Source organism: Maribacter sp. 1_MG-2023 (assembly GCF_030547005.1).
Taxonomy (GTDB): domain Bacteria; phylum Bacteroidota; class Bacteroidia; order Flavobacteriales; family Flavobacteriaceae; genus Maribacter.
Genome location: NZ_JAUOPN010000003.1, coordinates 162,183 through 175,611, shown reverse-complemented (window position 1 = coordinate 175,611; position 13,429 = coordinate 162,183). Strand labels below are relative to the sequence as shown.

General features: G+C 34.1%; 14 protein-coding genes. 11 read left to right on the top strand and 3 right to left on the bottom strand.

The features are described 5' to 3' along the window. Window positions 1-33: 33 nt before the first annotated feature. Together Q4500_RS05330 and Q4500_RS05325 are read left to right on the top strand one after the other, a co-directional pair. The gene (locus tag Q4500_RS05330) at window positions 34-2,916 is read left to right on the top strand and encodes a TonB-dependent receptor (protein ID WP_303598686.1); all 2,883 of its coding nucleotides are present in this window, start codon (window positions 34-36) and stop codon (window positions 2,914-2,916) included. Window positions 2,917-2,942: 26 nt separating this feature from the next. Then, window positions 2,943-3,956, top strand: a complete 1,014-nt coding sequence (locus Q4500_RS05325) for a phytase (protein ID WP_303598685.1) — start codon at window positions 2,943-2,945, stop codon at window positions 3,954-3,956. Here the strand turns inward: Q4500_RS05325 and Q4500_RS05320 are convergent. Further along, complete coding sequence (locus tag Q4500_RS05320) at window positions 3,948-4,469, bottom strand: 5'(3')-deoxyribonucleotidase (protein ID WP_303598684.1); 522 nt, start codon at window positions 4,467-4,469, stop codon at window positions 3,948-3,950. The two genes, Q4500_RS05325 and Q4500_RS05320, sit on opposite strands and share 9 nt — an antisense overlap. Before the next feature lie 138 nt (window positions 4,470-4,607). Beyond that, entirely contained in the window at window positions 4,608-5,711 is a 1,104-nt protein-coding gene (locus tag Q4500_RS05315; RefSeq protein ID WP_303598683.1) for an SDR family oxidoreductase, read from the bottom strand. A 297-nt stretch (window positions 5,712-6,008) separates the two neighbouring features. Between Q4500_RS05315 and Q4500_RS05310 the strand changes: the two genes are divergently transcribed. Beyond that, the gene (locus Q4500_RS05310) at window positions 6,009-6,446 is read left to right on the top strand and encodes a DUF3332 domain-containing protein (protein ID WP_303598682.1); all 438 of its coding nucleotides are present in this window, start codon (window positions 6,009-6,011) and stop codon (window positions 6,444-6,446) included. A gap of 73 nt (window positions 6,447-6,519) precedes the next feature. Here Q4500_RS05310 and ahcY read toward each other — a convergent pair whose 3' ends face one another. Further along, window positions 6,520-7,836, bottom strand: a complete 1,317-nt coding sequence (ahcY, locus tag Q4500_RS05305) for an adenosylhomocysteinase (protein WP_303598681.1) — start codon at window positions 7,834-7,836, stop codon at window positions 6,520-6,522. 82 nt (window positions 7,837-7,918) lie between these two features. Between ahcY and Q4500_RS05300 the strand changes: the two genes are divergently transcribed. The 8 genes from Q4500_RS05300 (at window position 7,919) to Q4500_RS05265 (ending at window position 13,424) form a co-directional block, all read left to right on the top strand. Further along, window positions 7,919-8,557, top strand: a complete 639-nt coding sequence (locus tag Q4500_RS05300) for a 4'-phosphopantetheinyl transferase superfamily protein (protein WP_303598680.1) — start codon at window positions 7,919-7,921, stop codon at window positions 8,555-8,557. Between the two features lie 26 nt (window positions 8,558-8,583). Then, entirely contained in the window at window positions 8,584-8,844 is a 261-nt protein-coding gene (locus Q4500_RS05295) for a thiamine-binding protein (RefSeq protein ID WP_073240827.1), read from the top strand. After that, window positions 8,828-9,460, top strand: coding sequence for a nicotinamide riboside transporter PnuC (pnuC, locus tag Q4500_RS05290; protein ID WP_303598679.1), 633 nt, complete (start codon window positions 8,828-8,830; stop codon window positions 9,458-9,460). The genes Q4500_RS05295 and pnuC overlap by 17 nt, the downstream gene beginning before the upstream one ends. Then, a complete protein-coding gene (locus Q4500_RS05285; RefSeq protein ID WP_303598678.1) occupies window positions 9,421-9,984 on the top strand; it encodes an ATP-binding protein in 564 nt (187 codons plus the stop codon). Before pnuC ends, Q4500_RS05285 begins: the two co-directional genes overlap by 40 nt. After that, a complete protein-coding gene (locus tag Q4500_RS05280) occupies window positions 9,981-11,519 on the top strand; it encodes a DUF4301 family protein (RefSeq protein ID WP_303598677.1) in 1,539 nt (512 codons plus the stop codon). The genes Q4500_RS05285 and Q4500_RS05280 overlap by 4 nt, the downstream gene beginning before the upstream one ends. Before the next feature lie 208 nt (window positions 11,520-11,727). Then, window positions 11,728-12,030 (top strand): hypothetical protein, encoded by a 303-nt coding sequence (locus Q4500_RS05275; RefSeq protein WP_299321795.1) that lies wholly within the window; start codon window positions 11,728-11,730, stop codon window positions 12,028-12,030. Window positions 12,031-12,183: 153 nt separating this feature from the next. Then, window positions 12,184-12,489, top strand: a complete 306-nt coding sequence (locus Q4500_RS05270) for a hypothetical protein (protein ID WP_303598676.1) — start codon at window positions 12,184-12,186, stop codon at window positions 12,487-12,489. A 617-nt stretch (window positions 12,490-13,106) separates the two neighbouring features. Continuing rightward, complete coding sequence (locus tag Q4500_RS05265; RefSeq protein WP_303598675.1) at window positions 13,107-13,424, top strand: hypothetical protein; 318 nt, start codon at window positions 13,107-13,109, stop codon at window positions 13,422-13,424. The last annotated feature ends 5 nt before the right edge of the window (window positions 13,425-13,429 follow it).

Genomic DNA, 13,429 nt, shown 5'->3' with positions numbered 1-13,429 from the left:
CTTTGTGGCCAAATAACAACAACCACTCAGAAAATGAAAAACTCAGTATTTTTTTACCTTTTCTTTCTTACTCCATTTATTCTTCTGGCTCAGTCAGGTAATATTCAAGGTACAGTAACAGATGAAAACGGTTTGTATTTACCAGGTGCTAACGCAATGATTCCTTCCCTTTCAAAAGGGGCGATTACAGATTTTGACGGTAGGTTTACCATAGTAGGTATTCCAGAAGGCACTTACAACATAAAGGTCTCTTATTTAGGCTATGCAGATTTATCACAAGAGATAACGGTAGTAGCAGAAGAAACTATCAGTGTTAATTTAAGTGTTGAACCAAAGACTATGGAATTGGAAGGCGTCGAGGTATCTGCCTATGGATTAAGTGGCCAGTCAAAAGCATTGAACACGCAAAAGACCAATTTAAATATTACCAATGTTGTTTCTACCGATCAAATAGGTAAATTTCCTGATGTTAATATAGGTGATGCCGTTAAAAGAATACCTGGCATCACTATGCAAATAGATCAAGGCGAGGCAAGAAACATAATTGTAAGGGGACTTTCACCGCAATTGAATTCCGTGACCTTAAATGGAAGTCGAATTCCATCCGCAGAAGGCGATAATAGAAACGTTCAGATGGATTTGATTCCGTCAGACATGATACAGTCCATAGAGGTCAGTAAGGCAGTTACACCAGATATGGATGCCGATGCACTTGGTGGTTCTGTTAATTTGATTACTAGAACATCTCCAAAAGATTTCAGACTTTCAGCTACCTTAGGCTCAGGTATCAGTTTTATTACGGATAAGCCGATATATACTGGATCTTTTCTGTTGGGTGATCGAAGTGAAAATGGAAAATTTGGGTGGATGATTTCTGCCTCTGTCAATGATACTGACTTCGGTTCTGACAATGTTGAAGCAGAATGGACAGATGAATTTGAATATAATACAGGTGTTGAAGATAGCGAGGGCGATGCTATTTTAGAGGAGGTAGATGTTGATCCGTATGTAAATGTATTTGAACAAAGAGAATATTTGGTAGAACGTATAAGACGCAGCTTTTCAGCAAACTTAGACTATAAGTTCAATGCTAACAACACCGTATATTTAAAGACGATGTACAATTGGCGAGACGATAGGGAAAATCGTTTTCGTTTAGAGCATGAGATTTTAGATGCAGAAGATATCGAAGAAGGCGATTTTACGATTACCAATGGGGTACCTACAAGATTTCCCGTAGAAGTTAAAAGGCAAACAAAAGGTGGTATTGATAGCAAGAGAAACAAAAACCGTCGTTTAGAAGACCAACGTATGCAAAACTACAGTTTGGGCGGTAATCACCTTTGGGGAAATTTAAAAGTGGATTGGATGACCTCTTATGCAAAAGCTTCTGAAGAAAGGCTTAATGAACGTTATGCCGAATTTGAGTCTGAATACATTGTAAACAATGATGTATTAAATTCTAGATACCCAAGATATTCGGTAGCCAATACTGCAGATGCTGCATTGAATAATTTTGAATACGGTGAGGTTACAGAAGAAAACCAGTACACAGATGAAGAAGATATCAATGTGTTTGTGAATTTTGAAATACCTGCAGATATTTTCGGTAAAGGGGACGGTACTGTAAAATTTGGAGCTAGAGGGCGTTTTAAAGAAAAGGTGAGAGATAATGATTTTTATGAGTTCGATTTAGAAGATGACTTTCCAACTTTGGCAGATGTACCTGTAAAAGATTATAGTGACCCAGATTTCTTGGCGGGTAGCCAATATCAAATAGGTTCTTTCGCTAGTGAAGAATGGTTGGGCGCTTTAGATTTGAACATTGCAGATGGGGAATTGATCATAGATGAATTTGCACCCGGTAATTTTACGGTGAACGAAGATGTACTTGCCGGTTATGTTATGGTCAATCAAAAATTATCTAACAAATTCACTGTTCTTGCAGGTGTTAGAGTAGAGAACACGAGTTTAGAATCTAAGGGGAATAGAGTTGTTTACGTTGAAGAAGACGAAGATGCGGGCATAGAGGAGGCAGTTTTGGTAGAAGAGGTAAACGGTGAAAATTCATATACGAATGTACTGCCGGGTGTGCACTTGAAATACGATATTTCTAATAATACCATACTCCGTTTTGCATGGACAAATACCTTGGCCAGACCAAACTATGAAGATCTTATTCCACGGGCAGAGGTCATTAATGAAGACAATGAATTGGTTTTAGGTAATGCAGATTTGAATCCTACGACATCGATGAATTTTGATTTGATGGCAGAACACTATTTTCAAAGTGTAGGTTTAATTTCCGGAGGTGTATTTTATAAAAATATTGATGATTTTATTTACACCTTTATTTTTGAGGCCCCAGACGATAGTTTAGGCGCAGGTACCGAAGGTTATGATGTTTTTCAACCTCTAAATGGAGATAGTGCTACTATTTTTGGTATGGAACTGGCTTTTCAAAGACAGCTAGATTTTCTACCGGGCTTTGCTAGAAACTTTAGTTTGTATCTTAATTATACTTATATATCGTCTTCTGCAGAAGGTATTCGTAATGAAGATGGTGATGAGCGAGATGATATAGATCTGCCCAATACAACGCCAAACCTTTTCAATGCTTCTTTGGGCTACGCCGATAAAAAATTCAGTGCACGATTATCCGCTAATTTTTCAGATAGTTATGTAGATGAAATTGGAGGAAATGATTTTGAGGATAGGTATTATGATACGCAGTTATTTTTAGATCTTAATGCTACTTTTCAATTTAACCAGAACTTAAGTTTGTATGCAGGTTTAAATAATATCACCAACCAACCTTTACGTTATTTTCAAGATGTAAAAGAGCGTACGCAACAAATAGAATTCTACGGTCAACGTTTTACGCTTGGTCTTAAATACGATCTATTTAAAAAATAATCTGACACATAATTTGCAATTATACAATGAAAAAAGTATCCTATATATTATTATTGGTCGCTGTTCTTATCTCTTGCAATCAGAGTAAGCTACCTAAAATAACGCCAGACGTAATTACTGAATTTACCTTAAACGATACAGATGATCCTGCAATTTGGGTAAATCCTAAAAATGCTGAAGAGAGTATTGTTTTCGGTACGGATAAGAAAACCAATGGGGCTGTTTATGCTTTTGATTTAGACGGAAAAATTATAGAAGAGAAAACCATTAGAAATATTCAACGACCAAATAATGTAGATGTAGAATATGGGTTTCAGCTGAACGATTCTACATTAATCGATATTTTGGTCTTTACAGAACGCGAAAAACAACAGATAAGAATGTTTTCAGTGCCAGATATGGAGCCTTTAGATGGTGGTGGTTTTAAGGTTTTTGAAGATGAAGAATTAGAAGAAAATAGATTGCCAATGGGGATTAGCTTATTTAAGTCTCCTAAAGATGCAAAGATATATGCTATTGTAGGTAGAAAAACCGGTCCTGTAGATGGTTATCTGTACCAGTATGCTCTAAATGCTGATAGTTTAGGTATAACCTCTAGCTATGTTCGAAAATTTGGAAAATTTAGCGGAGTAAAAGAAATTGAGGCTATTGCTATTGATGATGAAAATGGGTTTGTTTATTTCTCTGATGAAGGTGTCTGCATAAAAAAATACTATGCAGAACCCAGTATGGGAAATGAAGAGATTTCTTGTTTTGGAGGTAAGTACTTTGATGAAGATATTGAAGGTATAGCCATTGCAAGTTATGCTGATGGGCACGGTTATTTAATAGTATCGAATCAGCAGAAGGGTGAGTTTAATATTTTTGATAGAGAAACCAATACCTATATTACAGCTGTAAATCTCTCTACCACCGAAACAGATGGTTGTGAGGCTGTAACGATGCCTTTGAATGATACATTTAAAAATGGACTTTTCGTCGCGATGAACGACGAAAAGAACTTTTACTTTTATGATTTAGCGAAATTGGGATTACAATAATTTCTCCCCAATCTCAAACCATGTATTAACACGTTCAAAACCTTCGGTATTTATATTGTGAGGTGAGGTAAACTGTAAACTTCTGCCGTCAAACTTCTCTAAATTAAAACTGCGGTCGTCTATCAAAATATCTCCTTTAAGAATATGTTTGTGACCACATAGAATACGGTTTTGCCAAGGTAGAAAAGGAAAGTGTTCATCTAGCCATTCGCTTTTTTCTTCTAAAGAGTTAGGAAATTGCATGGTGGTAGATGCGATGTAGACTTCATGTCTGTCTGCGAGTTGAGACAAAATTTCTTGACTACCTGCAATAGGTTTTAAATTTCTAAAAAATCCTCTTCTAGTGGCATGTTTACGAACACTATCTTGATGAGCTTCTGGCACCATTTTCCAAACATCGGTTCCTGCACAAAATTCTTTTGAAAGCACCCCATTAAACTCTTTATTATAAATTTCTATATGGGCTCCATAAGTGTCTGCTTTGACCTCGTCCATATCAACAAAAATTATCATGATTTTTTATTTTTATTAGAATAAAGATAAAACTTAATATAGTTTTTATGGGCTTATATTCTTTTTGTAAACAATGTAATAAATGTTTTTTAAAGGAGAATTTAACTTCATTGGCAGCTAGAAAACTACCTAATACAACTACCATTTTTGATTTCTAAATCCGTTTGCTTTAGCAAAGGTTATAGTGCTTCCTAGATACTCCTCTAAATTATATTTAGGTATGGGTAAAATTTTCTCTAGCTCGGTCGTGTCCCACTCACATGGCTTAGAGGTTAGGTAAGGGGTGATATGAACACCAATAGTATCATAGTAAAATTTTTCCAGTTTAGACTCAAAACCAGTTGCGGCACTTATCATATGTGGCGTAAGCTTAAAGTTTTCAAAATCTACAGTTTCTAAGATTCTAGAAACACCTCTGGTAACATGTGTTGTTTTAGAGTGTACTATATTCAATTGTTTGATAGTTGTATCAAATACTTTTACAATGACTTTGGCCGCATAATCTGTTGGGATAATGTTTAAACCACTATTTGAATTGGCGGTAATTCTAATTTCATCTCTTGTTGTAGTATTATGAAAGAATTTAGCGAATAGGTAAAAGACCATGTACTTAGAAATAAAGAAACTAGGCTTGTTGCTTATATTTCCGCCTAAAACGCTAGGTCTTAAGATTTGTACAGGTATGTTTAGAGCTGCTCCAGCCTGGGTTAAAAATTGCTCTGAAGCAAACTTAGACGCCTCGTAATGGTTTCTGTGGCTTTTGGGTTCCATTCGTAAATAATCGTTAGGAATGAGTCCGCCAATATCACCAGCTGAAAAAGCGGTGCTTATGTAAGTAAACTTATCTATAACTGGAGAGTATGTTTCAAAGATAGATTTGGTGAATTCAAAATTCTCTTTAAAGATTTCAGTTTTAGCTTCTGGTCGTGTGGATAGATTTACAAAACCTGCTAAATGTATAAAATTACTGATTTTTTTACCGCTTAAGAACTGTTCTGGTTTTAATATGTCTTTAGCGGCGATGACCACTATTTTGGCTAGAATACCCTTAAGGTTATCTTTAATAAAACTAGGTGCAAAATCACTTTCAAGCATATTAGAAATGCGCTTCTCTGGAGAAACTGTTTTCTTTTCACGAACAAGTAGATACAATTTTTCTATACTGGAAAATCGTTCTTCTATAAGAGAGAATAAAACTTGAGAACCTAAAGTTCCTGTAGCACCGGTAAGTAAAATTATCATGAAATATGGATTGAGGTTGCAATATCGTACTAAATAAAGGAATCTAAAGTGTCTTTTTAAAAAGGAGAAGCTTCTTGTTCAGGTTTTGATTTGATGGGTATTGTAATTTATTTGTCCATCTGTTATTAGAGTTAACTTTCTGTATTTATTAAGTTAATAAGATTATTCATAAGGCTACTATTATAAAGGGTTAATTTATAAATTCATCAACTAATCAAAAATAAATTAAGTATGAAAAAATAAATTATCTGTGTTGCAATGACGAGTACGTTATTATTTTCTAGGTTCTTTTAGCGCTTGAATATAATTCCGGTATATGGTTTATTCTTTATTGGAGATGCTATTATATTTAACGTAATCGAATTTTGGGGTGGGTCTAACCCAATTGCAATGGAAGAAGGGGGGTCAGAGACTCAAATGGTAGAAAGAGACGGTAACACTTTTGAAATGACGGCTACTAAGAACAGAATGCAGGTAACCGTAGTTGACGGACCTAAAAAAGGGAAGAAAATTGATTTAGTTTATAAGCCAAGTGAAAAATCTTGGAACGCCGTAAGACCTAATGGAGAGATAATTAAATTATCATCTTTTGAAGAAGGATTTTATATCGTTTATATGCCAAACGGAAAAGAGGTTGAAATTAATCAGTTAAGCGCTAAAGAAGAAGGTTTAGCTCAAATTAAAGAGCAAACAGATTGTTATTATTTAGAGGGTATGTTGGCAGAAAATAACTAATCTGAAGAAAGTATAAAGCAAAAAAAAGGTCCTGATGAAAATCAGGACCTTTTTAGTTTCTAAAACTAATGTTTTAGTATCTGTAGTATTCAGGTTTGAAAGGACCTTCAACAGTAACACCGATATAATCGGCTTGGTAATCTTTCAACTCTGTTAGCTCAGCTCCTAAACGAGATAAGTGAAGTTTTGCAACCTTCTCATCTAAATGCTTAGGTAACATATAAACATCATTCTCATAATTAGCACTATTTTTCCAAAGCTCGATTTGAGCTAATGTTTGGTTGGTAAATGAATTACTCATTACAAAACTAGGGTGTCCTGTTGCACAACCTAAGTTTACTAATCTACCTTCAGCCAAAATGATTAAATCTTTACCATTAATAGTATATTTATCTACTTGTGGTTTAATTTCATCTTTAGTGCTACCATGGTTTTTGTTCAACCATGCCATGTCAATTTCATTATCAAAATGACCAATGTTACAAACTATAGCTTTATCCTTCAGCGCTTCAAAATGTTCTGCTCTGATGATATCTTTGTTTCCAGTAGTGGTAATAACAATATCAGCTTTACCAATAACAGTTTCTAATTTCTTTACTTCAAATCCGTCCATGCAAGCTTGTAATGCACAAATTGGATCAATTTCAGTAACAGTAACTATAGAACCTGCACCTTTAAAAGAAGCTGCAGTACCTTTACCAACATCACCGTAACCAGCAACAACAATTTTTTTACCGGCAAGCATTGTATCTGTAGCTCTACGAATAGCATCTACGGCACTTTCGCGACATCCGTATTTGTTGTCGAATTTCGATTTAGTAACTGAATCGTTAACGTTAATAGCTGGCATTGGTAAAGTTCCTTTCTTTACACGCTCATATAAACGGTGAACACCTGTGGTAGTTTCTTCAGAAAGACCTTTGATTTCGCCAGCCATTTCTGGGTACTTATCCAATACCATATTGGTAAGATCACCACCATCATCTAAGATCATGTTCAATGGTTTTCTGTCTTCACCAAAAAATAATGTTTGTTCAATACACCAATCAAACTCCTCTTCATTCATACCTTTCCAAGCATAAACAGGTACGCCTGTTGCTGCAATAGCTGCAGCGGCTTGATCTTGAGTAGAAAATATATTACATGAGCTCCAAGTAACATCTGCGCCAAGAGCGGTCAATGTTTCAATAAGTACAGCAGTTTGTATCGTCATATGAAGACAACCTGCAATACGAGCTCCCTTTAAAGGCTGCTCATCTTTATATTCTTCTCTTAGTGCCATTAAACCTGGCATTTCAGCTTCTGCTAATTCGATTTCTTTTCTTCCCCAATCAGCAAGGGATATATCCTTAACCTTATAAGGCACATACGGAATAGTTTTCGTGCTCATATCTTTATTATTTTATACTTTCGTTAATCTGTGTACAGCAATTTTTAATTCGTGCAAAGGTACGAATAACACTAAGAATCCCATGCCGCTTTACAAAACTATAACAGTAAATGAAGAAACCTCCTTAGCAATTTGGAAGGTTGAAGAGACAGAAGAAAACCTTTGGACAGGTATTGAACTCACACCTTATTGTCAAAATCGATTTGACGGAATGAAATCTGAACTCCATCGTAAGGCTTTCCTGAGTATTAGGCATTTACTTGCCAAATATAACTATACAGATGCCGATTTAATCTATGATGAAAACGGGAAGCCCCATTTAAAAAATGGCAAGTTTATATCGATTACGCATTCTCATAATTTTACGGGCATCATTATAAGTTCAGCTGAACATGTAGGTATCGATATTGAAATGCAGCGTGACAAAATTTTGAGAATAGCACATAAATTCACCCCTTTTGAGGAGTACAAAACGTTAGCAAATACTGCGGCAGTGGTTAGAAAGTTGACTATTGTATGGGGAGCTAAAGAATCGCTTTATAAAATATATGGTCATAGAGGGGTAAGTTTTTTACATCACATAAATGTGCAAGATTTTAAATTTGATGACCACAAAACAACGGCACAGATTATTTTCGAAGGAAATTTATCTAACTATAAAATTAGATTTCTAGAATTTGAAGAATTTACCTGCGTTTATGCCACTAGAGATAAAGAGTAGAATAAATTAATTATAGCATACTATATATGGATATATCAGTAGAATTGACCTTTTCACCATTGCAGGACGATTTTGAACAGCACATTATAAATTTTATAAAAAAACTGCGAGAATGTGGGTTGACCGTACTTGAGAATCCGTTGAGTACTCAGGTTTATGGTTCTTATGATGAAGTAATGAAAGTGTTGAATACCGAAATTAAAACAGCATTTGAATTGATGGACCGCGGACTCTTATTTATGAAAATAGTTAAATCTGATAGAAGCGACTATGAGCCCCATTTTTGATTATCTCTTTGGTCAATATTCCGATTATGATACACTAGATATTATTCTTGAAATTGTAGCGGTCATTTTTGGATTACTTTCAGTATGGTTCTCTAAACAGAATAAGATTCTAGTTTACCCTTCAGGGTTAATCAGTACCTCAATATTTGTTTACCTACTTTTAAAGTGGGGTTTATTGGGCGATATGATGATCAATGCCTACTATTTTATAATGAGTTTGTATGGTTGGTATATATGGACAAGAAAAGTAGATGCAGAACATTACACGCCAATTACAAGAGTAACCAAAAAGGAAAATATCACCTCGGTTATCATTTTTATAAGTACCATCATTTTTGTTTTTACCGTGTATCAAGTTTTTGATAAGTGGAATAGCTGGACGGCTTATGTTGATACTATAACAACAGCTATATTTTTTGTGGGTATGTGGTTGATGGCCAAAAGGAAAGTAGAAAATTGGATATATTGGATCATTGGGGATCTAATATCGATTCCGTTATACTTTTATAAAGGATTTACGTTTACTAGTTTTCAATATCTCATTTTTACAATATTGGCCTTTTACGGGTATAATGCATGGAAGAAAAATATAAGCAAGAACCTTCAGATGTCTTAAAAGTGGTCCTTTTTGGTCCAGAATCGACAGGTAAAACAACCTTATCAGAACAGTTGGCAAGGCATTACCATACCGTTTGGGTACCAGAGTATGCAAGAGATTATCTTCAAGATAAATGGAACAATGAGCGTAAAACTTGCGAACCTCATGATTTGTTACCTATTGCCGAAGGGCAAATGCGTTTAGAAAATAAGTTGTCTAAAAAGGCTACGGATATTCTCATTTGCGATACGGATTTATTGGAAACCAAAGTGTATTCAGAAGCATATTATATTGGGGAATGCGATCCTGTATTAGAAAAATATGCACTTGAGAATTCTTATGATCTTTATTTACTGACTTATATAGATATTCCTTGGGAAGCTGATGATTTAAGGGATAAGCCTAATGAAAGAGAACAAATGTTCAATTATTTTAAAGATACTTTAGAAAAATACGGCAAAAAATTTATTACCTTGAAGGGGAACAAAAAACAACGTTTAGAAAAAGCCATTAACCATATAGATACCTTATTACATAAATGATTGAACTTACAGATAAAGACATTAAGCAATTAGCAGAAAAAGGAATTTCAAAAGAAACTATGTTGAGTCATATCAACACCTTTAAAGAAGGTATTCCTTTTGTGAAATTAGAGAATGCGGCCGTAATAGGTAATGGTATTCTAAAATTCTCTGATGCAGAAGAGAAAAAGCTAATAGCATTTTATGATTCGAAATTAAAAGACCTTGATATATTAAAGTTTGTTCCGGCTTCTGGTGCAGCATCAAGAATGTTTAAAGCTTTATTTAGTTTTTTAGGATCTTATAATCCTGCTGAAGAAACTTTAGAAGCTTATTTGACTAGAACTAATGATAAAGATGTTAAGAAGTTTTCTGAAGGTTTAGAGCGTTTTCCATTTTACCAGAAAGTTATGGACAGGTTAAATTTAAAATCTGATTCTCAAGGAGAAAAGGTTTTTAGTTTTATCTCTGAACTTTTAGGCGAGAATGCATTGAACTATGGTTTTTATCCGAAGGGATTATTGCCATTTCATAAGTACGAATCTTCTGCAGCTACACCATTTGAAGAACATTTAAAAGAAGGTGCGTTATATGCAGGTTCTAACCGAAAGGCAAATTTACATTTTACGATTTCAGAACAGCATGAAGAAATGTTTGGCGAAGAGTTTAAAGCTTCTGGACCAAAAGTTTCAGCAGATACAGGTATTACATATAATGTAGATTATTCTTTTCAAAAACCTTCTACTGATACGTTGGCGGTAGATATGGACAATAACCCATTTAGAAATGAAGATTGTTCTGTATTGTTTAGACCAGGTGGGCATGGTGCATTGATTCAAAATTTAAATGAGCAAGATGCCGATGTTATTTTTATAAAGAATATCGATAACGTTGCCGTAATGAAAGATGCTAAGGCAGTTGCCGATAGTAAAAAAGTATTGGCGGGTGTGCTTTTAAAAGAGCAAGAAAAAGCATTTGAATATGCAGCATTACTTGATAGCGGTAACGTAGATGATGCACAACTAGAAGAAATTAGAAATTTCTTGGGTACAAACTTAAATGTTCGTTTTTCAGATGGTTTTGATTCAAAATCTGATGGCGATAAAATTGAAATATTAAAGGATAAGATTAACAGACCTATTCGTATTTGCGGTATGGTTAAAAATGAAGGTGAGCCAGGTGGTGGTCCTTTCTGGGTAACCAATGGTAAAGGCGAAGTTTCTCTACAGATAATAGAATCTGCTCAAATAGATATGGATAATAGTCAACAGGCAGATCTTCTTAAGAACTCTACCCATTTTAATCCGGTAGATTTGGTGTGTGCTGTTCGTAATTATAAAGGTAAGAAATATGACCTTTTAAAGTTTGTAGATGAAAAGCAAGGTTTTATTACAGGTAAAACTAAAGATGGTAAAGAATTAAAGGCTCTTGAACTACCTGGTTTATGGAATGGTGCAATGGCTTTTTGGAATACGATTTTTGTAGAAGTGCCATTAGTGACCTTTAATCCTGTAAAAAGTGTGGTAGATCTTTTAAAAGATTCGCATCAAGCTTAAGTCAAAAGCAATATTATAGTATAAAAAAGTGTGTAGTTTCTACACACTTTTTCTGTATACACACATTTTTACCCAACAGCATCTAAGCAATTATTTAATTTAAATATCTGAAAATCAATTAGATGATAATGTTTAAGAAGCTGTATTTAGTATTGGCACAATTATTCTAATATACCTTTCAAGAATGTTTAATTTAAATATAAGAAAGATGAAAAAATTAGTATTTGCCACAGCTTTAGCCATAGGTAGTTTAACAATAGGTACTGCCGCAACTCCAATTATATTTCATGATGGTATTATGGAAGAAGTCTTTTTACAAGACTATACAGAAGTGGCTGCTTCTGATTTACCAACACCAATTGTAAATGCATTAGCAACCGATTATGAAGGTGCAATGTTGAGTAAAGCATACGTTGATGATGAAAATAATTATAAATTAGAAATTACTTCACAAGACGGTACGTCTAGTGTACTTTATGCTGACGCAGAGGGTAACTGGTTAGAAATGTAATATTTAGAAGTTTGAATTAGTTGTTTGTAAAAAGCTGCCTAGGCAGCTTTTTTGCATTTATAAATTTAAAATTTAGTTAACTGATAATCCATATGTAAGATTACTCCGTAAGTATTTTAAGATTTAGAGTTATTAACGATTAAAATTATTAGCATGAAAAATTACGCATTATTAGTATTCTTGACTTTCGGAATCATGTTTAACGCAGCAGCAAAAACTAGTTCAGATATAATTGAAACAGCAGTTGTAGTTAAAACGGCCGATGAATACGTAAAAATTAAATCGAGCGAATTAACACCACCGGTGATTGAAGAAATATTAAAGCAATACCCAACATCTAAACTTGGCGGAGCTTTTAAAAATGATAGAGGAGAATTTAAATTAATAATGGTGCTTAAAAGCGGTACAAGAAAGACCGTATATATAGACCAGCACGGTAATTGGATCAATAAGAGATAGTCTTTTTAAAAGGCTGAAATAAAAAAAAACTGCTAAATGCGGTTTTTTTTTATTTAAAATGTGACCTATCAGAAAATGTTGTGTCTAAATAAGTGAAGCAAGTTATGAAACAATGGTCACATTAGTATTTATTTTAGTCTTAAGCACAGTTTTGATTTTTTCATTAGGTATCATATCAAAATTATGTTTGGAGAAATAAATAATTAAAATATCACTTTCGCGTAAACACTAACCGTTAACTATGAAGGTGCCACCAGATAATTGTATTTGAAATAATCCCCCGGATTAGCATTGCCAATTTTAGTTGTTGTTGAATTGATTGAGGTGTTGATTTAAAATTTTAAGACAAGAGTTTGATAGGTGGTTTGAGGGGGGCTGCAATTTGCAGCTCCTTTTTTTTGTCTTCAATTATGTTCTAAAGTTATTCTTCAGTGATAACTTTATTGAGTAAAAATTACACAGTAGTAGAAAGTGGGTACAACTTTACTCAGCTAACTAAAAGATTATATAAACGTAAGTATCTGATAATCAAATACTGTTTTGTAATTTATTTTTATGGCACTCTTTTTTCTTTGTTAATAGTATTGATATGTATTATTAACTTAAATAAAGAAAATATGAGAATTTTATTTTTATTAGGAGCAATGACATTAGGAGGTTTTGCAATGAATGCACAAGAGGTAATTGTTTCAGCAAATGGAATACAGCATAACCAGGTAAATGAGATTTCAATAGCAATAGAAGATTTTGAAGAGATTTCGGTTGCAGAAGTACCACAAGCAGTAACAGATGCAGTATCAAAGAATTTTCCAACGGCAAATTTAGATAAGGCATACACAAATGAAAAGAAACAATATAAGCTAGTATTATCTCTTGAAGATGGCACACAAGGTACAGTGTATGCAGATGAAGAAGGTAATTGGATAGATATGTAATTATA

Coding starts and splice junctions, on each gene's coding strand:
- Q4500_RS05295 (WP_073240827.1), top strand. CDS start 8,584: ATGGATATATCAGTAGAATTGACCTTTTCACCATTGCAGGACGATTTT.
- Q4500_RS05275 (WP_299321795.1), top strand. CDS start 11,728: ATGAAAAAATTAGTATTTGCCACAGCTTTAGCCATAGGTAGTTTAACA.
- ahcY (WP_303598681.1), bottom strand. CDS start 7,836: ATGAGCACGAAAACTATTCCGTATGTGCCTTATAAGGTTAAGGATATA.
- Q4500_RS05280 (WP_303598677.1), top strand. CDS start 9,981: ATGATTGAACTTACAGATAAAGACATTAAGCAATTAGCAGAAAAAGGA.
- Q4500_RS05315 (WP_303598683.1), bottom strand. CDS start 5,711: ATGATAATTTTACTTACCGGTGCTACAGGAACTTTAGGTTCTCAAGTT.
- pnuC (WP_303598679.1), top strand. CDS start 8,828: ATGAGCCCCATTTTTGATTATCTCTTTGGTCAATATTCCGATTATGAT.
- Q4500_RS05270 (WP_303598676.1), top strand. CDS start 12,184: ATGAAAAATTACGCATTATTAGTATTCTTGACTTTCGGAATCATGTTT.
- Q4500_RS05300 (WP_303598680.1), top strand. CDS start 7,919: ATGCCGCTTTACAAAACTATAACAGTAAATGAAGAAACCTCCTTAGCA.
- Q4500_RS05285 (WP_303598678.1), top strand. CDS start 9,421: ATGGAAGAAAAATATAAGCAAGAACCTTCAGATGTCTTAAAAGTGGTC.
- Q4500_RS05325 (WP_303598685.1), top strand. CDS start 2,943: ATGAAAAAAGTATCCTATATATTATTATTGGTCGCTGTTCTTATCTCT.
- Q4500_RS05265 (WP_303598675.1), top strand. CDS start 13,107: ATGAGAATTTTATTTTTATTAGGAGCAATGACATTAGGAGGTTTTGCA.
- Q4500_RS05320 (WP_303598684.1), bottom strand. CDS start 4,469: ATGATAATTTTTGTTGATATGGACGAGGTCAAAGCAGACACTTATGGA.
- Q4500_RS05330 (WP_303598686.1), top strand. CDS start 34: ATGAAAAACTCAGTATTTTTTTACCTTTTCTTTCTTACTCCATTTATT.